This window comes from uncultured Piscinibacter sp., assembly GCF_937952055.1.
GTDB lineage: Bacteria > Pseudomonadota > Gammaproteobacteria > Burkholderiales > Burkholderiaceae_C > Piscinibacter.
In genome coordinates, this window is the sequence record NZ_CALFYO010000015.1 from 1 (window position 1) to 23,976 (window position 23,976).

22 protein-coding genes are annotated in these 23,976 nt (G+C 68.5%); 6 read left to right on the forward strand and 16 right to left on the reverse strand.

Annotation, left to right across the window (positions count from 1 at the left end; translation table 11 throughout):
- The 4 genes from sucC to recA form a co-directional block, all read right to left on the reverse strand.
- On the reverse strand, nt 1-878 hold an 878-nt coding region (gene sucC / locus Q0599_RS05580), incomplete at its 3' end, for an ADP-forming succinate--CoA ligase subunit beta (RefSeq protein WP_298826837.1).
- 15 nt (nt 879-893) lie between these two features.
- The gene (locus Q0599_RS05585) at nt 894-1,475 is read right to left on the reverse strand and encodes a DUF2889 domain-containing protein (protein WP_298826840.1); all 582 of its coding nucleotides are present in this window, start codon (nt 1,473-1,475) and stop codon (nt 894-896) included.
- Nucleotides 1,476-1,624: 149 nt separating this feature from the next.
- Nucleotides 1,625-2,149, reverse strand: coding sequence for a RecX family transcriptional regulator (locus tag Q0599_RS05590; protein WP_298826843.1), 525 nt, complete (start codon nt 2,147-2,149; stop codon nt 1,625-1,627).
- On the reverse strand, nt 2,146-3,186 hold the full coding sequence (recA, locus tag Q0599_RS05595) for a recombinase RecA (protein ID WP_298826848.1): 1,041 nt from the start codon (nt 3,184-3,186) through the stop codon (nt 2,146-2,148). The genes Q0599_RS05590 and recA overlap by 4 nt, the downstream gene beginning before the upstream one ends.
- A 131-nt stretch (nt 3,187-3,317) precedes the next feature.
- On the opposite strand from recA, the gene Q0599_RS05600 reads away from it, so the two are divergent.
- A complete protein-coding gene (locus Q0599_RS05600; RefSeq protein WP_298826851.1) occupies nt 3,318-3,989 on the forward strand; it encodes a response regulator transcription factor in 672 nt (223 codons plus the stop codon).
- 41 nt (nt 3,990-4,030) lie between these two features.
- Nucleotides 4,031-5,572, forward strand: a complete 1,542-nt coding sequence (locus Q0599_RS05605; RefSeq protein ID WP_298826854.1) for a sensor histidine kinase — start codon at nt 4,031-4,033, stop codon at nt 5,570-5,572.
- Here the strand turns inward: Q0599_RS05605 and Q0599_RS05610 are convergent.
- The 6 genes from Q0599_RS05610 to Q0599_RS05635 all read right to left on the reverse strand — a co-directional run bounded on the left by Q0599_RS05610 (nt 5,558) and on the right by Q0599_RS05635 (nt 12,302).
- Complete coding sequence (locus Q0599_RS05610) at nt 5,558-6,430, reverse strand: NAD(P)-dependent oxidoreductase (RefSeq protein ID WP_298826857.1); 873 nt, start codon at nt 6,428-6,430, stop codon at nt 5,558-5,560. The genes Q0599_RS05605 and Q0599_RS05610 overlap by 15 nt on opposite strands.
- The gene (gene rodA / locus Q0599_RS05615; RefSeq protein WP_298827030.1) at nt 6,427-7,581 is read right to left on the reverse strand and encodes a rod shape-determining protein RodA; all 1,155 of its coding nucleotides are present in this window, start codon (nt 7,579-7,581) and stop codon (nt 6,427-6,429) included. The genes Q0599_RS05610 and rodA overlap by 4 nt, the downstream gene beginning before the upstream one ends.
- 23 nt (nt 7,582-7,604) lie before the next feature.
- On the reverse strand, nt 7,605-9,623 hold the full coding sequence (gene mrdA / locus Q0599_RS05620; protein ID WP_298826860.1) for a penicillin-binding protein 2: 2,019 nt from the start codon (nt 9,621-9,623) through the stop codon (nt 7,605-7,607).
- Nucleotides 9,624-9,710: 87 nt separating this feature from the next.
- The gene (gene mreD / locus Q0599_RS05625) at nt 9,711-10,229 is read right to left on the reverse strand and encodes a rod shape-determining protein MreD (protein ID WP_298826863.1); all 519 of its coding nucleotides are present in this window, start codon (nt 10,227-10,229) and stop codon (nt 9,711-9,713) included.
- Nucleotides 10,230-10,257: 28 nt separating this feature from the next.
- Nucleotides 10,258-11,175, reverse strand: coding sequence for a rod shape-determining protein MreC (mreC, locus tag Q0599_RS05630; protein WP_298826868.1), 918 nt, complete (start codon nt 11,173-11,175; stop codon nt 10,258-10,260).
- 83 nt (nt 11,176-11,258) lie between these two features.
- Nucleotides 11,259-12,302, reverse strand: coding sequence for a rod shape-determining protein (locus Q0599_RS05635; protein WP_298826871.1), 1,044 nt, complete (start codon nt 12,300-12,302; stop codon nt 11,259-11,261).
- A gap of 217 nt (nt 12,303-12,519) precedes the next feature.
- On the opposite strand from Q0599_RS05635, the gene gatC reads away from it, so the two are divergent.
- Genes gatC through gatB form a run of 3 tightly spaced genes read left to right on the forward strand, consistent with a single transcriptional unit; the run spans nt 12,520 to nt 15,757 of the window.
- The gene (gene gatC / locus Q0599_RS05640; protein ID WP_298826874.1) at nt 12,520-12,819 is read left to right on the forward strand and encodes an Asp-tRNA(Asn)/Glu-tRNA(Gln) amidotransferase subunit GatC; all 300 of its coding nucleotides are present in this window, start codon (nt 12,520-12,522) and stop codon (nt 12,817-12,819) included.
- Entirely contained in the window at nt 12,816-14,303 is a 1,488-nt protein-coding gene (gatA, locus tag Q0599_RS05645) for an Asp-tRNA(Asn)/Glu-tRNA(Gln) amidotransferase subunit GatA (protein WP_298826877.1), read from the forward strand. The genes gatC and gatA overlap by 4 nt, the downstream gene beginning before the upstream one ends.
- Before the next feature lie 5 nt (nt 14,304-14,308).
- Entirely contained in the window at nt 14,309-15,757 is a 1,449-nt protein-coding gene (gatB, locus tag Q0599_RS05650; RefSeq protein WP_298826880.1) for an Asp-tRNA(Asn)/Glu-tRNA(Gln) amidotransferase subunit GatB, read from the forward strand.
- 12 nt (nt 15,758-15,769) lie between these two features.
- On the opposite strand, the gene Q0599_RS05655 is transcribed toward gatB, so the two are convergent.
- Both Q0599_RS05655 and pyrE read right to left on the reverse strand, forming a co-directional pair.
- Nucleotides 15,770-16,486 (reverse strand): DUF4124 domain-containing protein, encoded by a 717-nt coding sequence (locus tag Q0599_RS05655; protein ID WP_298826883.1) that lies wholly within the window; start codon nt 16,484-16,486, stop codon nt 15,770-15,772.
- Entirely contained in the window at nt 16,487-17,164 is a 678-nt protein-coding gene (gene pyrE / locus Q0599_RS05660; protein ID WP_298826886.1) for an orotate phosphoribosyltransferase, read from the reverse strand.
- A gap of 13 nt (nt 17,165-17,177) precedes the next feature.
- Between pyrE and Q0599_RS05665 the strand changes: the two genes are divergently transcribed.
- Nucleotides 17,178-17,963: an exodeoxyribonuclease III gene (locus tag Q0599_RS05665; RefSeq protein WP_298826889.1), complete on the forward strand. Its 786-nt coding sequence runs from the start codon at nt 17,178-17,180 to the stop codon at nt 17,961-17,963.
- A gap of 28 nt (nt 17,964-17,991) precedes the next feature.
- Here the strand turns inward: Q0599_RS05665 and Q0599_RS05670 are convergent, their stop codons facing one another.
- The 4 genes from Q0599_RS05670 to Q0599_RS05685 form a co-directional block, all read right to left on the reverse strand.
- Nucleotides 17,992-19,800 carry an ABC transporter substrate-binding protein gene (locus Q0599_RS05670; protein ID WP_298826892.1) on the reverse strand — a complete coding sequence of 603 codons (1,809 nt, stop codon included), beginning with the start codon at nt 19,798-19,800 and terminating at the stop codon, nt 17,992-17,994.
- 289 nt (nt 19,801-20,089) lie between these two features.
- Nucleotides 20,090-21,079, reverse strand: a complete 990-nt coding sequence (locus Q0599_RS05675) for a tripartite tricarboxylate transporter substrate binding protein (protein WP_298826895.1) — start codon at nt 21,077-21,079, stop codon at nt 20,090-20,092.
- Nucleotides 21,080-21,286: 207 nt separating this feature from the next.
- Nucleotides 21,287-22,705: a pyruvate kinase gene (gene pyk, locus Q0599_RS05680; protein ID WP_298826897.1), complete on the reverse strand. Its 1,419-nt coding sequence runs from the start codon at nt 22,703-22,705 to the stop codon at nt 21,287-21,289.
- 181 nt (nt 22,706-22,886) lie between these two features.
- Entirely contained in the window at nt 22,887-23,975 is a 1,089-nt protein-coding gene (locus Q0599_RS05685) for a tartrate dehydrogenase (protein WP_298826899.1), read from the reverse strand.
- Between the last annotated feature and the right edge of the window lies 1 nt (nt 23,976).

Here is a 23,976-nt window from a genome sequence, read left to right on the forward strand (position 1 = left end):
GCGCCGCCGCCGACGTCGAGGAAGTTGGCCGGCTCGCCGCCGAACAGCTTGATGGTGTCCATGGTCGCCATCGCGAGGCCGGCACCGTTGACCAGGCAGCCGATGTTGCCGTCGAGCTGGATGTAGGCGAGGTCGAACTTGCTCGCCTCGATCTCCGCCGGATCCTCTTCGTCGAGGTCGCGGTAGGCGACGATCTCGGGGTGGCGGAACAGTGCGTTGGCGTCGAAGTTGAACTTGGCGTCCAGCGCGATCAGGTTGCCCTGGCTGTCGCAGTTCAGCGGATTGATCTCGACCAGCGAGGCGTCCGTCTCCATGTAGCAGCGGTACAAGTTCTGGAACAGCGACACCGCCTGGGCGTGCGAGCCCGCAGGCAGGCCGATGGCCGCGGCAATCTGCTTGGCCTGCGCGTCGCCGAGGCCGGTCAGCGGATCGATCGTCTCGGTGATGATCTTCTCGGGGGTGCTGTGCGCGACTTCCTCGATGTCCATGCCGCCTTCGCTGGAGGCGATGAAGGCGACCTTCTGCGATGCGCGGTCGGTGACCAGCGAGACGTAGTACTCCTTCTTGATGTCGGCGCCTTCCTCGATGTACAGGCGGCGCACCTTCTGGCCCTCGGGGCCGGTCTGGTGCGTCTTGAGCTGCATGCCGAGGATCTGACCGGCCAACGCCTTCACGTCGTCCAGCGACTTGGCCAGCTTCACGCCGCCGCCCTTGCCGCGGCCGCCGGCGTGGATCTGCGCCTTCACCACCCAGACCGGACCGCCCAGCTTCTGCGCGGCTTCCGTCGCTTCGTGCACGCTGAAGGCCGGATAGCCGCGCGGCACCGGAACGCCGAACTGGCGCAGGATTTCCTTGCCCTGGTACTCGTGGATCTTCATGAGGGTCTCGCTTGCCTAGGTTTCTAGAGGGGTGGGAACGGCTGCGGGGTCGACGGCCCCCCGGTACCAGCGCGGGTAGAAGAGTTTCACGGCCGCACCGTCGGAGCGCAAGGCGTGGCAGCGGTCGATCTGGAAGGGCTGGTGCTCGCTGTCTTCGCGGGTGTCGATGACTTCGCCGGCGAAGGCCTGGATCACCGCGGTGGGCAGCACCTGCGTCAGCTCGGTAAGGTGGGTGCAGCCGATGCTGCCGCCCAGTCGCTCCTTGACGGCGGCCCGGAAGCCCTTCAGCAGGTTCAGTCCCGCAAGGGCCTGGTAGGCGTCCCCATGGTCGTCGCAGTGTCCGGGGTAGGGCATCCAGCGCGTTTCGGAACCGGCCTCGACGATGTTGAGCCGCTCGTCGACGACGAGGCGCAGCAGCATGTCGTGGATGGGATCGCCTGCCTTGCGGATGCCGCCGGCGAGCTGGGCGTCGCGCGTCTTGACGTCTCGGATCTCGGCATCGACCTCCCACAGGCCATTGCCGCGCGCATAGACGTGAACGTCGATGCTGCGGCGGTGCTTGAGCTGTCGCTCGGGCGCGGCGGGCGGCAGAGCCATGGGAGGAGAAACGGTGGGTGCAGTGGCTGTCGGGCGCTGCTCCAAGCGGGGCTGTCACTCCACCGTAACCAGCGCAAACGCCGCGGAATGTAGCATGCTGCGTTGCACCAAAGCTGACGGCTGGCTGGCAGCCGCCGCAGCCGGCAGGATCAGTCTTCGTCGAGCGGCGCGCCGGCGGCACGCAGCACGCGACGCACCGTCTCGGCCGAGAAGCCGCGGCTGGAAAGGAAACGTGCCTGCCGTGCGCGCCCGGCGGCATCGGCCGCAGGCGCGTCGTACTTGCGGCCCCAGACCTCGCGGGCACGCCCGAACTCGCTGGCCTGAAGGGCCTGGGCCGATGTCGCGTCGAGCGCAATGCCGTGCTGGGCGAGTTCCTGCTGGATGCGCAGGTTGCCGTGGCGTGCCGCGCGGGCGTGGATGCGCGACTCGGCGAAGCGCTGCTGCGAAAGGTAGCGGTTGGCTTCCAGCCAGTCGAGCACCTCGGTCACGCGGGTCATCACCTCATGGGGATCTGGCGCCTCGATCGCGGCACGGCCTTCCCCCCCGGCTCGCGCCTGCGCCGCCAAGGCGCGTGCGTGCGGCAGCAATTTACGCTGCATCTCCGCACGGCTGTGCTCGCGCTGGGCCAGCCACTGCAGCGCCCGCGCCTTCAGCGAGCGCGGCGCCGGTTTCACTCTGCGGCGTCGCTGCCCGGCAGCAGCGGAATGCCCACCGCCTCGCGCACCTTGTTCTCGATCTCGTGGGCGATCTCAGGGTTCTCGCGCAGGAACTCGCGGGCGTTGTCCTTGCCCTGGCCGATCTTCTCGCCGTTGTAGGCGTACCAGGCGCCGCTCTTCTCGAGGATCCTGTTGGTGACGCCCATGTCGATGATCTCGCCTTCGCGGCTGATGCCCTGACCGTAGAGGATGTCGAACTCGGCCGTCTTGAACGGCGGCGAGACCTTGTTCTTGACGACCTTGACCTTGGTCTCGTTGCCGATGACCTCCTCGCCCTTCTTGATCGAGCCGATGCGGCGGATGTCGAGGCGCACGGAGGCATAGAACTTCAGCGCATTGCCACCGGTGGTGGTTTCAGGGCTGCCGAACATCACGCCGATCTTCATGCGGATCTGGTTGATGAAGATGACCATGGTGTTGGTCTTCTTGATCGTGGCGGTCAGCTTGCGCAGCGCCTGGCTCATCAGGCGGGCCTGCAGGCCGGGCAACGAGTCGCCCATCTCGCCCTCGATCTCGGCCTTGGGCGTGAGCGCAGCCACCGAGTCGACGACGACCAGGTCGACCGAGCCGGAGCGCACCAGCGCATCGACGATCTCGAGCGCCTGCTCGCCGGTGTCGGGTTGCGAAATGAGCAGTTCCTGCAGGTTCACGCCGAGCTTTTGTGCGTAGGCGGTGTCCAGCGCGTGCTCGGCATCGATGAAGGCGCAGGTGCCGCCCTGCTTCTGCATCTCGGCGATGACCTGCAGGGTGAGCGTGGTCTTGCCGGAGGATTCCGGGCCGTAGATCTCCACCACCCGGCCGCGCGGCAGGCCGCCGACACCCAGCGCGATGTCCAGCCCGAGCGAGCCTGTGGAGACGACCTCGATGTCCTCGATCTTCTCGCCTTCGCCCAGGCGCATGATCGAGCCCTTGCCGAACTGCTTCTCGATCTGGGCCAGTGCCGCCTGCAGGGCCTTGGCTTTTTCGGTATTGAGGGCTTTGACGGGTGCGTCCATTCGGCGTTCTCCTGGGAAGTGACGGTGATTATCGCAAAAGCTGGATGTTTGTACAGTGCCTGTGTCCGGCCGGTGTGCCCATCCCTACAATGCAGGTCACAGCCGGACGCGATCCGGCGAGGAGACACTTCATGCGCATCCTGGTCGCCGAAGACGATCAAGTTCTGGCCGACGGGCTGCTGCGCTCCCTGCGCAACGGTGGCTATGCGGTGGACCGGGTGAGCAGCGGTACCGAGGCCGACGCTGCGCTCGCCTCCCACGAGTTCGACCTGCTCATCCTCGACCTCGGCCTGCCCAAGCTGCATGGCCTGGAGGTGTTGCGCAAGCTGCGCGCCCGCGGCTCCTCGGTGCCGGTGCTGATCCTCACCGCGGCCGACAGCGTCGAGCAGCGCGTCAAGGGTCTGGATCTGGGCGCCGACGACTACATGGCCAAGCCTTTCTCGCTGCAGGAGCTGGAGGCGCGCGTACGCGCCCTGACGCGCCGCGGCCTGGGAACGGCTTCCACCGTGATCAAGCATGGCCCGCTGACCTTCGATGCCACCGGTCGGGTGGCCTACATCAACGACCAGATGATCGAGTTGTCGGCACGCGAACTGTCGCTGCTCGAGGTGCTGCTGCAGCGCTCCGGCCGGCTCGTCAGCAAGGACCAGCTCGTCGAGCGGCTTTGCGAGTGGGGCGAAGAGGTCAGCAACAACGCCATCGAGGTCTACATCCACCGCCTGCGCAAGAAGATCGAGCAAGGTCCGGTGCGCATCGCGACGGTACGCGGACTGGGCTACTGCCTGGAAAAGATCTCCGCTTGAGCCGTCAGAGCCCGCGCGATGCGGCGCTATCCTGAGCGCCCATGCCCGCGACCAAGAAGGAACAGCGCTCCCTCTTTGGCGAGATCCTCGACTGGATGCTCGCGCCGCTGCTGCTGCTGTGGCCGATGAGCGTGGCACTGACCTGGCTGGTGGCGCAAGGCATCGCCCACAAGCCCTTCGACCGCGAGCTCGGCGAGATGACGCGCACCTTGGCCAAGCAGGTGGAGCTGCGCCAGGCCGGCGACGGCACGCGCACGGCCGAGTTCACGCTGCCCGCTGGCGCCTCCGAACTGCTGCACACCGACGAGGCGGACGACATCTACTACCAGGTGCTGGGCCTGCGCGGCGAACTGCTCAGCGGCGAGCGCAGCCTGCCGCTGCCACCGGAGGACGAACCTGTCGTTCCCGACGAGGTGCGCTTTCGCGACGGCGAAATGGACAGCGACAACCTGCGCATCGCCTACGTGTGGATCGCCCTGCCCGGCCGCTCCGGCGAGCCGCCGATGGCCCTGGTGCAGGTGGCCGAGACGCTCGGCAAGCGATCGCGGCTGGCCACCGAGATCATCAAGGGCGTGATCCTGCCGCAGTTCGTCATCCTGCCGATGGCCGTGCTGCTGGTCTGGCTGGCGCTGGTTCGCGGCATCTCGCCGCTCAACGAACTGCAGCAGCGCATCCGCCGTCGCGACAGCAGCGACCTGTCGCCGATCGACGAGCGCGACGCGCCCGAGGAGGTGTCGCCGCTGGTGCGTGCGATCAACGACCTCCTGGCACGGCTGGACCAGTCGATCGGCGCGCAGAAGCACTTCCTCGCCGACGCAGCGCACCAGCTGAAGACGCCGCTGGCCGGACTGCGCACGCAGGCCGAGCTGGCGCAGCGGGAGATCGATGCCGGCGAGCGTGACCCGCAGGCGCTGAAGAAGTCGCTGCAGCAGATCGCCCACTCCAGCCAGAGCGCCGCGCACATGGTCAACCAGCTGCTGGCGATGGCACGTGCCGAGGACCAGGGCCAGCAGATGCCGCGCCAGACCGTCAACCTCGCCCGCCTGGCCACCGAGACGGTGCGCGACTTCGTGCCGCGCGCCCTGGAGAAGCGCATCGACCTCGGCTACGAAGGCCCGGAGACCGGCCGGGGCGCGGCATCGGGCAAGGGCGCGCTGGTCAGCGGTCACGCACTGCTGCTGCGCGAGCTGATCCGCAACCTCGTGGACAACGCGCTGCAGTACACGCCGGCTGGCGGCACGGTGACGGTGCGCATCGTCGACGATCCGTTCGGCCAGGTCGTCGTGCTGCAGGTCGAGGACTCCGGTCCCGGCATTCCGCCGGCCGAGCGCGAGAAGGTGTTCAGGCCCTTCTACCGCACGCTGGGCACCGACGTCGACGGCAGCGGACTGGGCCTGGCCATCGTGCGTGAGATCGCCTCCCAGCATGGCGCGCAGATCCAGCTGGAAGATGCCAACCTGCGTCATCGCCCGGGGCTGAGCGATCAGGGCGGCGCTGCCTTCGGCCCGGGTGCGCGCTTCACGCTGCGCTTCCCAGCCGCGAATGCCGGCGCGGCGACATCGCCCGATTCAGCGGCGGCGTAGCAGCTCGAACAGGCTGGCGTCGTCGAGCGACCCGAAGCCGCTGTCGCAGGCGCGCGCGAACAGCGCCGCCGCCTGCTCGCCGACCGGCGTGGCCATTTGCAGTTGCGCCGCCATGGCCAGCGCCAGGTGCGTGTCCTTGTTCAGCAGCGTGGTGTGGGCGCGCGGCGCGAGATCGCCGGCGATAGCGCGGCGCAGCCGGTCGGAGCCGATCCAACTCTGTCCGCTGGAGCGCTCGATCACGTCCAGAGTACGCGCCGGGTCGAGACCGGCGCGTTCGGCCAGCGCCAGCACCTCGGCCGCGCCGGCGAGGTTGATGCCGGCGAGCAGGTTGTTGACGAGCTTGGTGCGCGCACCGTCGCCGAGACGCGTGCCGAGCCGGAAGACGGCGCTCGACAGCGACTCGATCACGTCGCGCTGCTGCTCGAACACCGCGTCGGCACAGGCGACCATCAGGCTCATCGTGCCGTCGCGCGCGCGGGCCGGTCCGCCGGACATCGGCGCATCGACGGGCACAAGCCCCCGCGCGAGCAACCGCTCGGCGATCGCCTCGGTGTCGCGCGGCGCGATCGTCGGGCACAGCAGCACGGCGGCACCGTGAGGCAGCGCATCGGACAGACCGCGCTCACCGAACAGCACCGCCTCGGACTGCACCGCGTCGACCACGGCGACGATCGCGCAGCGCGCCCCTTCGGCCGTTGCGGCCGGCGAGTCGTGCACCGCCAGGCCCTCGGCCCGCGCCAGCGCCTCGCGCGCCGCGTCGATGTCGCGCACGGCCACGCCGAAGCCGCGGTCGCGCAGCCGCAGCGCCATCCCCAGGCCCATGTTGCCGATGCCGATGACGGCGACGCGCGCCGTCATGTCTGGACGAGCCGCCGGCTCTTCGCGATCGACATCAGAATGCCCAGTCCCAGCCCCAGCGTCACCATCGCCGTGCCGCCATAGCTGATGAAGGGCAGGGGCACGCCCACCACCGGCAGGATGCCGCTGACCATGCCCATGTTCACGAATGCGTAGGTGAAGAAGCTCAGCGTGATCGCGCCAGCCAGCAGCCGGCCGAACAGGGTCGGCGCGCCGGCGGCGATCATCAGGCCGCGGAAGATCAGGAAGGTGAAGCCGATCAGCAGGCCGATGCAGCCGACCAGACCGAACTCTTCCGAGAAGCCCGCGAAGATGAAGTCGGTGGTGCGCTCCGGGATGAATTCCAGGTGCGTCTGCGTGCCCTTCATGAAGCCCTTGCCCTCGATACCGCCGGAACCGATGGCGATCATGCCCTGCAGCGTGTGGAAGCCCTTGCCGAGCGGATCCTTGGAAGGGTCGAGCAGCGTGCAGACGCGATGCTTCTGGTAGTCGCGCAGCACCGGCCACTTCACGTCGGACTCGCAGATGCGGTCACCCGACAGCACCAGCGCCGTGACGGCCACTGCGCCCAGCATCAGGACCGGGATGATCAGCCGCCACGACAGGCCGGCGAAGAAGATCACGTACAGGCCGGCGGAAAGCACCAGGATGGCGGTTCCCAGGTCGGGCTGCTTCATGATCAGCCCCACCGGCAGCGCCAGCAGCACGCCCGCGACGAGGAAGTCGGGCGCGCGCAACTGGCCTTCGCGGCGCTGGAACCACCAGGCGAGCATCAGCGGCACGGCGATCTTCAGCATCTCGCTGGGCTGGACGACGACGCCGATGTTGAGCCAGCGCGTCGCGCCCTTCTTGGTGATGCCGAACAGCGCCACGGCCACCAGCAGGGCCACACCGAGCACGTACAGCGGCACGGCCAGCGACATCAGCCGCTGCGGCGGCACCTGGGCGACGATGAAGAGGATCGCGAAGGCGATCAGCATGTTGCGGCCGTGGTCGACGAAGCGCGTGCCGTGGTCGAAGCCGACCGAGTACATGGTCAGCAGCCCGGCACCGGCAAGGAGCAGGATCGCCAGGGACAGGGGTCCGTCGAAGCCGGTGAACACCGGCGCGATGCGCTGCCAGAGCGAGGGCTGCTCGAAGGCGACGTTCATCGGTGCCGGCCGGCTGGTCGCGCTCATCGGGCCGCCTCCTCGTCCGCGGCCGACCGCTGCGCCACCTGCTGGTTCGAGGCGGCCATCGGCGCCACCGCTGCAGCGCCAGGCAGCGGCACCTCGTTGACCGGCCGCGGCTTGCCGATCGGAGCGCCGGACTTGCCCTCCCGCGTCAGCGCGATGTCTTCCGGGCTCGGCAGCACGCCGGTGAGCACATAGTCGAACACGCGGCGCGTGATCGGCGCCGCGGCCTCCGAGCCGAAACCGGCGTTCTCGACCACGATGGCCATCGCGATGGTCGGAGCCTCCAGCGGCGCAAACGCCATGTACAGCGAGTGGTCGCGCTTGTGCTCCTCGAGCTTGGAGGCGTTGTACTTCTCGTTCTGCCTGATGCCCACCGCCTGCGCGGTGCCGGTCTTGCCGCCGCTCTTGTAGGGCGCGCCCATGAAGGAACGCACCGAGGTGCCCTCCTGCGTCACGCCGTGCAGCGCGCGGTTGATCAGCTCGACATGCTCGGGCTTGAGCGGCAGCGGCGGAAGCGCTTCGTTGGCCATCACGCGGCGCGCGCCGGTGGTCACGTCCTCGATCTCGCGCACCAGGCGCGGCATGTAGCGCTGTCCGCCGGAAACCAGCGTGGCCGTGGCGCTGGCCAACTGCAGCATGGTGAAGTTGTTGTAGCCCTGGCCGATGCCCAGCGAGATGGTTTCCCCGGCGTACCACTTCTGCTGCTCGGGCTTCTTGTAGGCCTTGCGCTTCCATTCGGTGGACGGCAGCAGCCCGGTGACCTCGCCTTCCACGTCGATGCCGGTCTTGCGCCCGAAGCCGAACGGTTCGAGCTGATCGTGCATCAGGTCCACGCCCATCTCGTTGGCCAGCGAGTAGTAGTAGACGTTGCTCGACTTGACGATGCTGCGCACCATGTCGACGGGCCCGAGGCCGTGGTCGCCGTGGCTGCGGAAGGTGTGATTGCCGAACTGGAAGGTGCCGCCGTCGAAGATCACCTGGTTCGGGCTGCGCTTGCCGGTGTTCAGCGCGGCGATCGCCATGAAGGGCTTGAAGGTCGATCCCGGCGGATAGGTGCCACGCAGCGCCCGGTTCAGCAGCGGCTTGTCGATCGACTCGTTGAGCTCCTTCCAGCTCTCGTGGTCGATGCCGTCGACGAAGAGGTTGGGGTCGAAGGTCGGCTTGCTGACGAAGGCGAGCACCTCGCCGTTGCGCGGGTCGAGCGCGACCAGCGCGCCGCGGCGGTCACCGAACAGTTCCTCGACCAGCGCCTGCAGGCGGATGTCGATCGACAGCACCAGCTTGTTGCCCGGCGTGGCCGGGTTGCTCTTCAGGCGCCGCACCGGACGCCCGCCGGCACTGGTTTCGACCTCCTCGAAGCCGGTGGTGCCGTGCAGCTCGGCCTCGTAGCTCTGCTCGACGCCGAGCTTGCCGATGTATTCGGTGCCGCGGTAGTTGGCGGCATCCTCGGCATCGTCGATGACTTCCTTTTCCGCCTGGTTGATGCGGCCGATGTAGCCCAGCAGGTGGCTGCCGGTCTCGCCGAGGGGGTAGTTGCGAAACAGCCGCGCCTTGATGTCGACGCCCGGGAAGCGGAAGCGCTGCGCGGTGAAGCGCGCCACCTCGTCGTCGCTGAGCTTGGTGCGGATCGGCAGCGACTCGAAGCTCTTGCTCTCCTCCATCAGCCTCTTGAAGCGCTTGCGGTCGCGCGACTGGATCTCGACCACCTGGGCGAGGCTGTCGATCAGCGGCTCGAGTTCGCCGGCCTTGGACGGCGTGATCTCCAGCGTGTAGGCCGAGTAGTTGTTGGCGAGCACGATGCCGTTGCGGTCGACGATGAGGCCGCGATTGGGGACGATCGGCACCACCGCGATGCGGTTGTTTTCGGCCTGCGTCGACAATTCCTCGTGCTTGAACACCTGCAGGTGCACCAGACGGGCGGCCAGCAGCACGAAGCCGAACAGCACGAAGACGGCTGCGGCCAGCAGGCGCAGGTTGAACCGCGCCAGCTCCTGCTCGACGTTCCTGATTTCAGTCATGGTCAGCGTGACAGCGCGCAGGCCGGGCGCCGCGCCGCTCCCCATCGCGGGAGTGGCCTGCCGCACTCGGGAAGCGGTGGGTCGTCATCACAGTGGACGATTTTCGTCCGGATCGGGCGGTCGGCGCTGCGGTGCGAGCAGCACCCATGTGACCAAAGGCCACAAGAGCGCCTCGAACACCGGCGCCAGCAGCAGCTCCCATCCGGGGAACATGCCGCCAGCGAGCATGCGCACGACCAGCGCCACGAGGTGCGCCGCGAAGAACAACGGCAGGATCTGCACCGCCTGCGACGGCACGGCAAACCACAGCAGCCGCCGGTGGATGGTGGTCGCGAAGTAGCTCAGCAGCGTGTAGGACAGGGCGTGCTGGCCGAGCACCGCGCCGTCGTGAACGTCCATCAGCAGGCCGAACAGGAAGGCCGCGCCGACCCCGACGCGGCGCGTCTGGTGCACGTTCCAGAACACCAGCACCACGGCCAGGAAGTCCGGCATCGCCGGCACGCGGCCCAGCGGCACCAGGTTGAGCAGGAAGGCGACCACCAGCGTCAGCCAGACGAACAGCGGGTTCGCCGGCAGCAGCAGGGTGTCCCCACGCGGCATGATCATGACGCGCGCTCCCGTGTCGCGGGCGTGATCATCGGCGCGCCCCCTTCTTCGGCGCCGGTTTGGACGCCTCGTCGGGCTCCGCCTCCGGCTTGGGCGGCATCTGCAGGCCGACGGGCTCGAGCACCAGCACATGGCGCACCGCGTCGGGCGAGGCCACCGGCTCGAGCAGGATGCGCGCGAAGCTGGTGTCGATCTTGCGATCGACCAGCGTCACCTTGGCCACCGGAAGGCCCGGCGGGTAGACCCCGTCGACGCCCGATGTGCTCAGCAGGTCACCCACCTGCACGTCGGCATTGCCCGCCATGAAGCGCAGCTCCATGCCGTTGCGCACGCCGAAGGCGGCGCTGCGCAGCTGGTTGCGCGTGTTCAGCACGGGGATGGCGGCGTCCTTGTCGGCCAGCAGCGTCACCTCGGACGACAGCGGGTAGACACGCGTCACCTGGCCCAGCACGCCGGCATCGTTGATGACGGGCGAGGCGATCGCCACGCCGTGCGTCGCGCCGCGGTCGATGACCACCTTGCGCGAGAACGGGTCGGGCGCATCGTAGAGCACCTCGGCGGCCATCGAGCGCACGGCGAGCGCGGGGCGCAGTTCGAGCAGCGCACGCAACCGCTGGTTCTCCGCCTGCAGCTGCTCGACACGCGACGCGCGCTCGGCCTGTCGCGCGAGGTCGCGCCGCGCTACCTCCTCGTTGGCCAGCGCGCGCTGCAAGCCGAGCAGGTAGTCGCTGCCGCCCTGCCACGCCGCCACCGGCACCAGCAATGCGCGCTCGACGGGGTGCAGGACGGTCGCGATCACGGCCCGCAGCGTCCGGGTGAGCTGGAAGCGCGTGTCGGCCACCATCAGGAACAGCGCCAACGCCGAGAAGATGGTCAGCTTGGTGAGGGCCGACGTGCCCTGGCGGAAAAAGGGCGGCGGGGTCCGGTCGAGGGTGCCAAGGGGCATGGCCGGGTACTGCGCAAGCGGTCTTCAGAAGCGACGAAGCCGGCCACGTGGGGCACGTGCCGGCTCGGCGAGGGTCATGCCGTTCACTCGGAGGTGAAGATCGCGCCGAGCCGCTCCATGCGCTCCAGCGCCATGCCGCAGCCGCGCACCACGCAGGTCAGCGGATCCTCGGCGACGAGCACCGGCAGGCCGGTCTCCTCGGCGAGCAGGCGGTCAAGGTCGCGCAGCAGCGCACCGCCACCGGTGAGCATCATGCCGCGCTCGGCGATGTCGGCACCGAGCTCCGGCGGCGTCTGCTCCAGTGCGTTCTTCACGCTGGAGACGATCTGGTTCAGCGGATCGGTCAGCGCTTCGAGGATCTCGTTGGAAGAGATGGTGAAGCTGCGCGGCACGCCCTCGGAGAGGTTGCGCCCCTTGACTTCCATCTCCTTGACCTCGGAGCCGGGGAAGGCGGAACCGATCTGCTTCTTGATCGCCTCCGCCGTCGGCTCGCCGATCAGCATGCCGTAGTTGCGGCGGATGTAGTTGATGATCGCCTCGTCGAACTTGTCGCCGCCGACGCGCACCGAACCCTTGTAGACCATGCCGCCCAGCGAGATCACGCCGACCTCGGTGGTGCCGCCGCCGATGTCGACCACCATCGAACCGGATGCCTCGGACACCGGCAATCCCGCGCCGATCGCCGCGGCCATCGGCTCCTCGATCAGGTAGACCTCGCTCGCGCCGGCACCCAGCGCCGATTCGCGAATCGCACGCCGCTCCACCTGGGTGGATCCGCAGGGCACGCAGATGATGATGCGCGGGCTCGGCCTCAGGACGGAGCGCGGATGGACCATCTTGATGAACTGCTTGAGCATCTGCTCGGTGACGGTGAAGTCGGCGATCACGCCGTCCTTCATCGGGCGAATCGCCTCGATGTTGCCGGGCACCTTGCCGAGCATGGCCTTGGCCTCGGCGCCGACCGCCTGGATGGTCTTCTTGCCGTTGGGCCCGCCTTCGTGGCGGATGGCGACAACGGACGGCTCGTCGAGCACGATGCCCTTGCCACGCACATAGATCAGCGTGTTGGCCGTGCCCAGGTCGATGGCCAGGTCCGTCGAGAAGTAGCGACGAAAAGATCCGAACATGGTATGGGGAGATCTCGGCCGGCATACCGCCCGACCATTGGGTCTGGGCGCGGCGCTGCGGTCGATTGGGGTTGTCGGTGTCGTTCCTGAAGTCCCCGCAAACCAAGGCGGGATGGGCTGCGCAAGGGCTTGTGGATAACCGGGGATAATAACTGATCGGCCTGCCTCCACCGGGGTGCAGGCCGCGTGTTTTCACCCTGTTTCCGCCTGAGCGTCCATGGCCCTCACCCCGCAAGACGTGAGCCGCATCGCCCACCTCGCCCGACTGGAACTCTCCGCCGGCGAGCAGGCATCGCTGCTCACCCAGCTGAATGGCTTCTTCTCCATCGTCGAGCAGATGAGCGCGGTCGACACCACCGGCGTCGAGCCGCTGTACACGCCGCTGTCGGCGGTGCAGGAAGTCATCCTGCGGCTGCGCGACGATATCGTCACCGAGACGGACCAGCGCGCACTCAACCAGCGCAGCGCGCCCGCAGTGGAGGACGGCCTGTTCCTCGTGCCGAAGGTGATCGAATGAAGGCCCTGCACGAGATGGGCGTGGCCGAACTGGGCCAAGCGCTGGCGTCGCGCGAGGTCTCCAGCGTCGAGGCCTGCACCGCGTTGCTCGAGCGCATGGCGGCCCACGCGTCGCTGGGCGCCGTGCTCGCCAGCGACAGCGACGGTGCGTTGAAACAAGCTGCAACGGCCGACGCGCGCCGCGCCGCGGGCGAATCAGGCCCGCTGCTGGGCGTGCCGATCGCGCACAAGGACATCTTCGTCAGCGCCGAGCTGCCCACCACGGCCGGCTCGAAGATGCTGGAGGGCTACCGCAGCCCCTTCGATGCCACGGTCGTGGCTCGCCTGGCACAGGCCGGTGCGGTGACGCTGGCCAAGCTCAACTGCGACGAATTCGCGATGGGCTCGGCCAACGAGAACTCGGCCTTCGGTCCGGTGCGCAATCCCTGGGACACGAGCCGCGTGCCGGGCGGCTCTTCGGGCGGCTCGGCCGCGGCGGTGGCGGCGCGCCTGCTGCCCGCCGCCACCGGCACCGACACTGGCGGCTCGATCCGCCAGCCTGCAAGCTTCTCCGGCATCACCGGCATCAAGCCGACCTACGGCGTGTGCTCGCGCTACGGCATGGTGGCCTTCGCCTCCAGCCTCGACCAGGCCGGGCCGATGGCGCGCTCGGCGGCCGACTGCGCACTGCTGCTCGCGGCGATGAGCGGCTTCGACGAGCGCGACTCGACCAGCGCGCCGCGCCCGCCACAGGACTTCCACGCCCAGATGCTCGCCTCGCGCGAGGGCGCGAGCGCGGCCAAGCCGCTGGCCGGGCTTCGCATCGGCCTGCCGAAGGAGTTCTTCCCTGCCGCGCTGGCTGCCGACGTGAACGGCGCGGTGCGTGCCGCACTGGCCGAACTCGAGCAGCTCGGAGGGACGCTGGTCGACGTCAGCCTGCCGCGCACCGAGCTCTCGATCCCCGTCTACTACATCATCGCGCCGGCCGAGGCCAGCTCGAACCTGTCGCGCTTCGACGGCGTGCGCTACGGTCATCGCGCCGCGAAGTACACCGACCTGCTGGACATGTACAAGAAGAGCCGCAGCGAAGGCTTCGGCCCCGAGGTGAAGCGCCGCATCATGATCGGCACCTACGTGCTCAGCCATGGCTACTACGACGCCTACTACCTGCAGGCGCAGAAGCTGCGCCGCATGATCGCCGACGACTTCCAGCGCTGCTTCACGCAATGCGACGTGATTGCCGGACCGGTGGCGCCCAGCGTGGCCTGGAAGATCGGCGCGCAGGGCGACGACCCGGTGGCGGCCTACCTCGCCGACATCTTCACGCTGCCGGCCAGCCTGGCCGGCCTGCCGGGCATGAGCGTGCCCGCGGGATTCGGCGAAGCCGGCATGCCTGTCGGCCTGCAACTGATCGGCAACTACTTCCAGGAAGGCACGCTGCTGCACGCCGCGCACGCCTTCCAGCAGGCGACCGACTGGCACGCGCGCGTGCCCAGCGGATTCTGAACCCCATGAGCAGCTCCAAACTCATCCGCGGCTACGAGGTCGTCATCGGACTGGAGACCCACGCCCAGCTGTCCACGCGCTCGAAGATCTTCAGCGGCTCGAGCACGCAGTTCGGCGCCGCGCCGAACACGCAGGCCTCACCCGTCGACCTGGCGCTGCCCGGCACGCTGCCAGTGATGAACCGCGGCGCGGTCGAGCGCGCCATCCGCTTCGGCCTGGCCGTCGGCGCCAAGGTGGCACCGCTGTCGATCTTCGCGCGCAAGAACTACTTCTATCCCGACCTGCCCAAGGGTTACCAGATCAGCCAGTACGAGATTCCGGTCGTGCAGGGCGGCGAGGTCGAGTTCTTCATCGGCGAGACCCGCCATGTCGTGCACCTGACGCGCGCCCACCTCGAGGAGGACGCCGGCAAGTCGCTGCACGAGGACTACCACGGGCAGACCGGCATCGACCTGAACCGCGCCGGCACGCCGCTGCTGGAGATCGTCACCGAGCCCGATATGCGCAGCAGCGCCGAGGCCGCTGCCTACGCGCGCGCGCTGCATGCCCTCGTGGTGTGGCTCGACATCTGCGACGGCAACATGCAGGAGGGCTCGTTCCGCTGCGATGCCAACGTCTCGGTGCGCCGGCCCGGCGCGCCCTTCGGCACGCGCCGCGAGATCAAGAACCTGAACAGCTTCAAATTCCTGCAGCAGGCCATCGACTTCGAGGTGCAGTGGCAGATCGACCTGATCGAGGACGGCGGCCAGGTGCAGCAGGCTACCGTGCTGTTCGACCCCGACAGCGGCGAGACGCGGGCGATGCGCACCAAGGAAGACGCGCATGACTACCGCTACTTCCCCGACCCCGACCTGCCGCCGCTGGTGATCGCGCCGCAGTGGATCGAGCGCGTGAAGTCGGAGATGCCCGAACTGCCGCGTCTGATGGCGCAGCGTTTCCAGAGCGACTACGGCCTGCCCGCCTACGACGCAGCGATGATGACGCAGGGCAAGGCGATGGGGGCCTTCTTCGAGACCGCCGCGAAGGCCTGCGGCCAGCCCAAGCTGGTGGCCAACTGGCTGATGGGCGAGGTGTCGCGGCGGCTCAATGCCGAGGACCGCGGCATCGAATCCAGCCCGGTGACTGCGGTGCAGCTCGCGGCGATGGTCGGCCGCATCGTCGACGGCACGATCTCCAACAACGGCGCCCGGCAGGTGTTCGACGCGCTGTGGACCGGTGCCGGCAGCGAGGTCGACGCGATCATCGAGGCCAAGGGACTGAAGCAGATGTCCGACAGCGGCGAACTCGAGCGCATTCTCGACGAGGTGCTGGCGGCAAACACCAGATCGGTGGAGGAATACCGTGCCGGCAAGGACAAGGCCTTCAACGCGCTGGTCGGCCAGGCGATGAAGGCGACCAAGGGCAAGGCCAACCCGGCCCAGGTCAACGAGCTGCTGAAGAAGAAGTTGTCCTGAGCCGGCAGGCGATCAAGGCCTGGCGGTCTTGCCCGGCGCCGAGGCCGCCTCGCTGGAGGCGATCACGCCCATCGAGCCGGGCTGAGCACCGCCCCAGAGCTTGCGCAGCCGCTCGAGCTCGTCGTCATAGAGCTTGTTGATGCGAACGATCTCGGCCTTCTGGTTCTGGATCAGGCTGCTCTGCGCTTCGGTGGCTGCATCGTTGGCGTCGATCGCCTGTCTGAGCTTGAGCGGCAGTTGCTTGCCGATGTAGAACTCCTGCTCGTCCATCAGCGGCTTGCGCTCCTTCTCCAGCGTCTCGAGTCGCGACTCAGAGACGCGCAGGCCCTTGCGCGTGTCTTCCAGCGCGGCTTGGCGCGCCTTGTTGTGCGCCGCTTCGTTCGGGAAGCGCTGCAGCAGGTTGCGGTCACGCCGGCTGGCCTCGCGCTGCATCGCGCGTGCCAGTGCCTCTTCCTGCTGGCGCGCCTCGATCGCGGCGCGCTCGTCGGCGGTCGGCACCGGCGGCACGATCTGGCGCACCGAACCGTCGGCATTGAGCAGGCGCTGGTTGCGGCTGGCACATTCGGCAATCGGTCGGTCCGAGGTGAGCCGCTTGCCGTTCGCGTCGATGCAGCTGTAGATCGCCCCCGCTTTGCCCGAAGGCGGCAGCCCCGCGGCAGGGGCCGACATGGCCGCCGCCGCCAGCACGCCGGCGGTGGTGATCAGACGGGCCATGGCCGAGGGTTGCATTCAGACTCCGTATCGTTCGCGGTAGGCCGCCACGGCGCCGAAATGGGCTGCCAAGCCAGTGTCGGCCGTCGACTTCAAGTATTGCAGCAAGTCTGAAAGCGTCGCAATCGCCGCCACTTCCAGACCGAGCTGTTGCTGGACATACTGCACAGCCGACCAGGATGCGTCGACGCCTCCCTCGGTGGCCTTTTCCTGCCGATCCAGCGCGATGGCCACGCCGCAGGGCACCGCCCCCACGGCCTGGATGATGGAGATGGATTCGCGCACCGAGGTTCCTGCGGAAATCACGTCGTCGATGATGAGAACGCGGCCGACCACCTTCGCGCCGACCAGCGTACCACCCTCGCCGTGATCTTTTGCTTCCTTGCGGTTGTAGGCGAAGGGCACGTTGCGCCCCAGCCGCGCCAGCTCGATGGCCACCGCGGCCGCCAGGGTGATGCCCTTGTAAGCAGGGCCGAAGAGCATGTCGAACTGAAGTCCGGACGCCATCAGGCGGCGTGCATAGAATTCCGCCAGGCGGCCGAGCTTGGCGCCGTCGTCGAACAGGCCGGCATTGAAGAAGTAGGGTGACAGTCGGCCCGCCTTGGTCTTGAACTCGCCGAAGCGCAACACGCCGGCGTCGACCGCAAACCTCACGAAGTCCTGGGCCAGGGGGTCGGTGGCGGGGCTCGTCGTCATCGGAGGCTCTCTCGTGTTCCGTCTCGTCACGCTCAATCTGAACGGCATCCGCTCGGCGGCGACCAAGGGCTTCGAGGCCTGGGCCGAAGGCGTGGCGGCCGATTGTATGGGGGTGCAGGAAATCAAGGCCCAGGAGGTCGATGTGAGGGGTCGCTTCGATGTCGTGGCAGGACTGAAGGGACACTTCCACTTCGCCGACAAGAAGGGCTACTCCGGCGTTGGCCTGTACACCCGCCAGACGCCCAGCGCGGTGATCACCGGCATCGGCCACCCGGAGTTCGACGCCGAGGGGCGCTATGTCGAGGCGCGTTTCGACACTCCGAAGCGCAGGCTCTCCGTCATCAGCTGCTACTTTCCCAGCGGTTCCAGCGGCGAGGAGCGCCAGCAGGCCAAGTTCCGCTTCCTGGCGCTGATGGCGCCGCACCTCACGAGGCTCAAGGCCGAGCGCGAGTTCATCCTTGTGGGCGACGTCAACATCGCCCACAAGGAGATCGACCTCAAGAACTGGAAGAGCAACCAGAAGAACAGCGGCTTCCTGCCCGAGGAGCGCGCCTGGATGACCGAGTTGCTCGACACCATCGGCCTGGTCGACGTGTTCCGCACGCTCAACCCGCACCCCGAGCAGTACACATGGTGGAGCAACCGCGGCCAGGCCTGGGCCAAGAACGTGGGCTGGCGGCTCGACTACCACCTGGCCACGCCGGCAATCGCGAAGAAGGCTCGGCACGAGCACATCTACCTCGAGCAGCGCTTCTCGGACCACGCGCCGCTGGTGATCGACTACGACTTCAAGCTCTGAGGTCCCGCCCCGCTCACGTCGGCACGGTTCACGCAGGCGGCGGACCCGGCGCCACGTCCACCATGTGCCACTGGTCGGGCCAGAAGGCCGGGCGCCGGTATCCCGTCACCTGGCGGCGGATCAGGTCGACCGCCACCCCATGCCAGCGCACTTTGTAGGGCATGTAGGCCACCGCCAGCTTCTTGGCCTGCTCGAACAGCATGCCGCGCTCCGGGCCGTCCGGCATCACGGCCAGGCGGTCGTAGATCGCGTCCAGCGCCGGCAGGCGAAAGCGCGACAGGTTCCAGCCGCCCACCTGCCCGCCCGCGTAATACGACAGCAACGGCTGCCCGTCCCCGCTGGCGGCGCCGCTGCTGAAGCTCCAGATCTGCAGCTTTCCGGCGCGCGCCAACCTCTGGTTCTCGTACTGCTCCTGCACCTTGATCCCGACGCGGAGGCCGACGGCCTTCATGCTCTCCTGCCACAGTTCGCCGCGCAGTCGACCGCGCTGGTCGGGCGCCTCGGCCACCGTCAGCTGCAGCGGCTGTCCATCGCGTCCCTCGCGCCAGCCGTCGCCGTCCTGGTCGACATACCCGTACGTGTCCAGCAGCGCCCGCGCCCGGATCGGGCTGAAGTCGCCCATCTCGCTCTTGAACGTGGCCTCGAATCCCGAGGTGTGCGGCACGATCGGGCTCTGCGCGGGGATGGCCAGCCCGTGCCGCTGGACACTGATCTCGCGCGGCACGTCCAGCGCCAGGCCGATGGCGCGGCGCAGGGCCACCTGGTGCGGCGCGTAGCCCCCGACCACCGGATCCTCCATGTTGAACATCGTCAGCGCCATGGTCGGTTGCAGCGCCATCGCGCCGGTGATGCCCTGCCGTGACAGGTAGGGCGCCACCTTGCCGGCCGGCATCGCGACCGCGAGGAACTCCGCCGGGACGTCCTGGATCAGGTCCTGCGCGCCACCGAGGAACGCCAGCCAGCGCGGCTGTGCCGCGTCGATGATCGACAGCTCCACGCGGTCGACCAGGGGGACGCGCCGACCGCGCAGGCGCTCGGCGATGGACTGGCCCTCGGCGTCGTCGGCCGCGGGCTCGGCGGACCATGGCCGCTCGCGGTAGCCCGGGTTGCGCTCCAGCACGACGGCCGATGACCGGCGCCATTGCTTCAACCGGAACGGCCCCGTGCCCACCGGGTGCTCGCCGATGCGCTCGCCGTAGGCGTCGACCACCTCGCGCGCCACGGCGCCCACCAGGTCGGAACTGGCCATCGCCTCGATGAAGCGCGGGTTGGGCCTGCCCAGGCGGACCTGGAAGCGGTGGCTGTCCAGCAGCCGCAGGCCCTCGATCGGGTGCTCGTAGTCGAGCGCGCCCTTGCGCTCGATCGCGGCCTGGCGCAGGGCCGAGAGGCCGAGGATGTTCCAGTCCTCGAAGAAGGCCCATGCCGGGGCGCGCAGCGCCGGGTCCGCGAAGCGGCTGATGGCGAAGACGAAGTCTGCCGCCACCAGCTCGCGCCGGCGGCCCTGGAACGCAGGATCGTCTGCGAAGTGGATGCCGTGGCGAAGCTTGAAGGTCCAGACGGTGAAGTCGTCGCTGTGCTGCGGCATGCCGTCGGCCACCAGCGGCACGATCCGCGGTGGTCGGGCGAGGTGGTCGTAGGTGTAGAGCGCCTCGAAGATGAGCGCGGTGATGTCGCGCGAACTGCCGGTGATCTGCGTCGGGTCGAGGCTGCGCTCGATGTCGGTGATGGCCAGGCGGAGCACTCGCTCGCCCGCAGGGGCGTCGTCGGCAGCCGCCGCCAGCGGGGGCCACACGACCGCAGCGCCTGCGGCCAGGACGAGCGAACGGCGTCGCTGCATGCGGGAGCTCCCGTACAACTGGGTGGGCGGTGGCGCCGCGGCCTGAAGCTCCGCAGTCGGCTTGCGGCGGTGTACCCCGAACTGGGGCCAGGCGTCGAGACGGAGAAGCCCGAACCGCGCAACGGCAGAGGGGAAAGCCGCCGACGCAGCCCCTCGCCGGTCGAAGCGCCACTGCCAGGAACTGCTCCCGCCCCTGCTCGGCGAACTGGGCGCGCGGCAGGAACATCCCGTCGGATCTCAGGCGCAGGTGCCGACCGTGTCGGCAACGCCGCGTCTTGCGCGGCAGCTCTTATTCGATCGTCACCTTCGCATCCTTGACCAGCTTGGCGAACTTCTCGGTTTCGCTCCTGATCTGCTGCGCCATCTGATCGGCGCCGTCGCCGATCGGCTCGGCGCCGATCTCGTCCATGCGCTTGCGGAATTCGGGCGACTGGATGACCTTCACCATCTCGGCGTTCAGCCGAGCCACGATGTCCCTCGGCGTCGCGGCCGGCGCGAGCACGCCGAACCAGGTGCCGATGTTGAATCCTTTCAAGCCGGCTTCGTCGAGCGTCGGCACGTCCGGCATCGCGGACGAACGCCTGGCCGTGGTGACGGCGAGGGCCCTGAGCTTGCCGGCCCTGATGTGCTGCAGCACCGGCGTCACGGTGTCGAACGACATCGTCACCTGTCCGCCGAGCAGGTCGGTGGCCAGCAGACCACTGCCCTTGTACGGGATATGGACCACGTCGGTGCCCGTGAGATTCTGGAACTGCGTGCCGATCAGGTGCTGAGCCGTGCCGTTGCCGTTGGAGCCGTAGTTGTAGCCCCCCGGCTTGGCCTTGAGCATCGCGACCAGCTCCGTCACGCTCTTCGCCGGCGTGATGGCCGCGTTGACGACCAGCACGTTGGGCACCATGGCGATCGTCGTGACCGGCGCCAGGTCCTTCTGGAAGTCGTAGGGGAGCTTTCGGTACACGCTCGTGGCGATGGTGTGGTGAACCGCGCCCACCAGCAGCGTGTAGCCGTCCGGCTTGGCCTTGGCCACGTGGTCCGCGCCCAGCGTCGCGCCAGCGCCGGGCTTGCTCTCGACGATCACGGTCTGGCCGAGGCTCAGCGTCAGCTTCTCCGCGAGCGCGCGCGCCAGCACGTCGGTCGTGCCGCCGGCCGGAAACGGCACGATCAGGCTGACCGGCTTGCTCGGCCACGCCTGAGCCATGGCGCTGCCGCCGGCCATCGCTGCGGCGAACGCGACGGCCCGGATCAGAGGACGGCGATAGAGCGGGTGCGAGGGGTGCATGCTTGTCTCCAGCAGGGCTTGATTGAGCTTCAGTGTTTCGACTCTACGAATCACGCGTGGCGCTGAATCACCGCCAAAGTGAATCCGGCATTAACCTGAAATCAATACTTGAAGTGCCCTGACGGCGCCCCGGCCATGCCGTCCTCGATGCCGACCTGTGGCGCGGCGTCGGCGCCAATGGCGCGACACATGCGTGCCAGGCAGGCCTCAGTCGATCTGCGCGATGCGCAGCAGGTTGGTGGAGCCGGGTGTCCCGAAGGGCATGCCAGCGGCAATGACGATGGTCTGGCCCGGCTGCGCGAAGCGCAGCGTCCTGGCGGTCTCGACCGCGCGGGCGGTCATGTCGTCCACGTTGAGCACGTCGTCACAGACGAAGGGATTGACGCCCCACACGAGCGAGAGGCGCCTTGCCGTTTCGCGCATCGGCGTCATCCCGATGATGGGCGCCCGTGGGCGTTCGCGGGCCATCCGAAGTGCCGACGAGCCCGAGCTCGTGTAAGCCACCATGGCCGCCACGTCGAGCAGCCCGGCCACCGACCGTGCCGCCCAGCCGATCGCGTCGGCCGTGTTGGCGGTCGGTTGCGTGTGCGAAGCGTCGATTGCGTCGCGGTACTGCGGATCGGCCTCGGTCTGCGCAATGATGCGGTCCATCATCGTCACCGCCTCGACCGGGAACCTGCCCGAGGCCGACTCGGCCGACAGCATCACCGCATCGGCCCCGTCGTAGATCGCGGTCGCGACGTCGGAGGCCTCGGCACGCGTCGGCACGGGTGCGCCGACCATCGACTCCAGCATCTGCGTCGCCACGATCACCGGCTTGCCGAGCCGGCGGCACGCGCGGACGATGCGCTTCTGGATCGCGGGCACCTGCTCGGCTGGCATCTCCACACCCAGGTCACCCCGCGCCACCATCACCGCATCGGTCACGGCGAGGATCTCGTCCAGGCAGTCGATCGCCGCCGGCTTCTCCAGCTTGGCGACGATGCCGGCGCGGCCCTGGATCACGGCGCGGGCCTCGACGATGTCGGCAGCGCGTTGCACGAACGACAGCGCTACCCAGTCGATGCCCAGCGACAGGCCGAACTCCAGGTCGGCGCGATCCTTGTCCGTCATCGCCGACAGCGGCAGCACGACGCCGGGCACGTTCACGCCCTTGCGATCCGACAGCATGCCGCCGTTGACGACCCGCGTCTTGGCGAAGTCCGCGCCCGACGCCTCGACCCTCAGACGCAGCCGCCCGTCGTCGAGCAGCAGGTCGGCACCGGGCTTCAGCGCCGCGAAGATCTCCGGATGCAGCAGCGGCGCCCTGCTTGCATCACCGGGCTTGCTTGCGTCCAGGTCGAGCCCGAACGCGGCGCCCTCGACGAGCTTCACCGGTCCATGCGCGAACGTGCCGACGCGCAGCTTGGGCCCCTGCAGGTCGAGCAGCACGCCGATCGGTCGGCCGATGTCTGCCTCGATCGAGCGGATCAGGCCCAGACGCAGCTGGTGGTCGGCATGCGTGCCGTGGCTGAAGTTCAGCCGGAACACGTCGGCGCCGGCTTTCACCAGCGCCTCGATGGTGGCGCGGTCGGCGCTCGCGGGCCCCAGCGTGGCGACGATCTTGGCGTTGCAAGGACGGTTCATGAGTGGGCTCCGGCGGCACAGACGTGGACGACGATGTCCCGAAATTCGTTCACGTCGGCCAGTGTCGGCCCGGAGCGTGACGCCGGCAATCTCTTCCTGGCCGTCCAGGCCGTCGGGGTCGCGAGCGAGCGCGTCCGGCGGCGCGGGTCGCCCGGCCAAGTGGCTGGCCGTCAGCGCGGGGTCACGTGGCCATGCGCCGCGTGCCGGCGCTCAACCGTTCGCACACCGCTTGCGTGACCTGGGCCGTCGTGGCCTTGCCGCCGAGGTCGCCAGTGTGCAGCCTGGGGTCCGCAGTGACCTGCTCGATGGCGCTCATGACCTGCTGGGCAGCCTCGAACTCGCCCAGGTGTTCCAGCAGCATCACGACGGACCAGAAGGTGCCGACCGGGTTGGCCAGCCCCTTGCCCATGATGTCGAAGGCCGAGCCGTGAATGGGCTCGAACATCGACGGGTAGCGGCGCTCCGGGTCGATGTTGCCGGTCGGCGCGATGCCCAGGCTGCCGGCCAGCGCGGCCGCCAGGTCGCTGAGGATGTCGGCATGCAGGTTGGTCGCGACGATCGTGTCCAGCGAGGCCGGGCGGTTGATCATGCGCGCCGTCGACGCGTCGACCAGTTCCTTGTCCCAGGTGACGTCGGGAAACTCCTTGGAGATCTGCAGCGCGATCTCGTCCCACATCACCATCGCGTGGCGCTGCGCGTTGCTCTTCGTGATGACGGTCAGCAGCTTGCGCGGGCGCGACCGAGCCAGCCTGAAGGCGAAGCGCATGATGCGCTCGACGCCGGCGCGGGTCATCATCGACACGTCGGTGGCGGCCTCGATCGGGTGGCCCTGGTGCACGCGGCCGCCGACGCCGGCGTACTCGCCTTCCGAGTTCTCGCGCACGATGACCCAGTTCAGGTCCTCGGGCTTGCAGCGCTTCAGCGGCGCGTCGATGCCGGGCAGGATGCGCGTCGGGCGCACGTTCGCATACTGGTCGAAGCCCTGGCAGATCTTCAGGCGCAGGCCCCACAGCGTGATGTGGTCGGCAATGTGCGGGTCGCCGGCCGAGCCGAACAGGATCGCGTCCTTGTGGCGGATCGCATCGAGGCCGTCGGCCGGCATCATGACGCCGTGCCGGCGGTAGTGGTCGCCGCCCCAGTCGAAGTCCTCGAACTCGAAGCGGAAGGCGCTGCTCGTCCTGGCGAGCGCCTCCAGCACCTGCTGGCCGGCGGGAACCACTTCCTTGCCGATGCCGTCACCGGCAATGGTGGCGATGGAATAGGTCTTCATG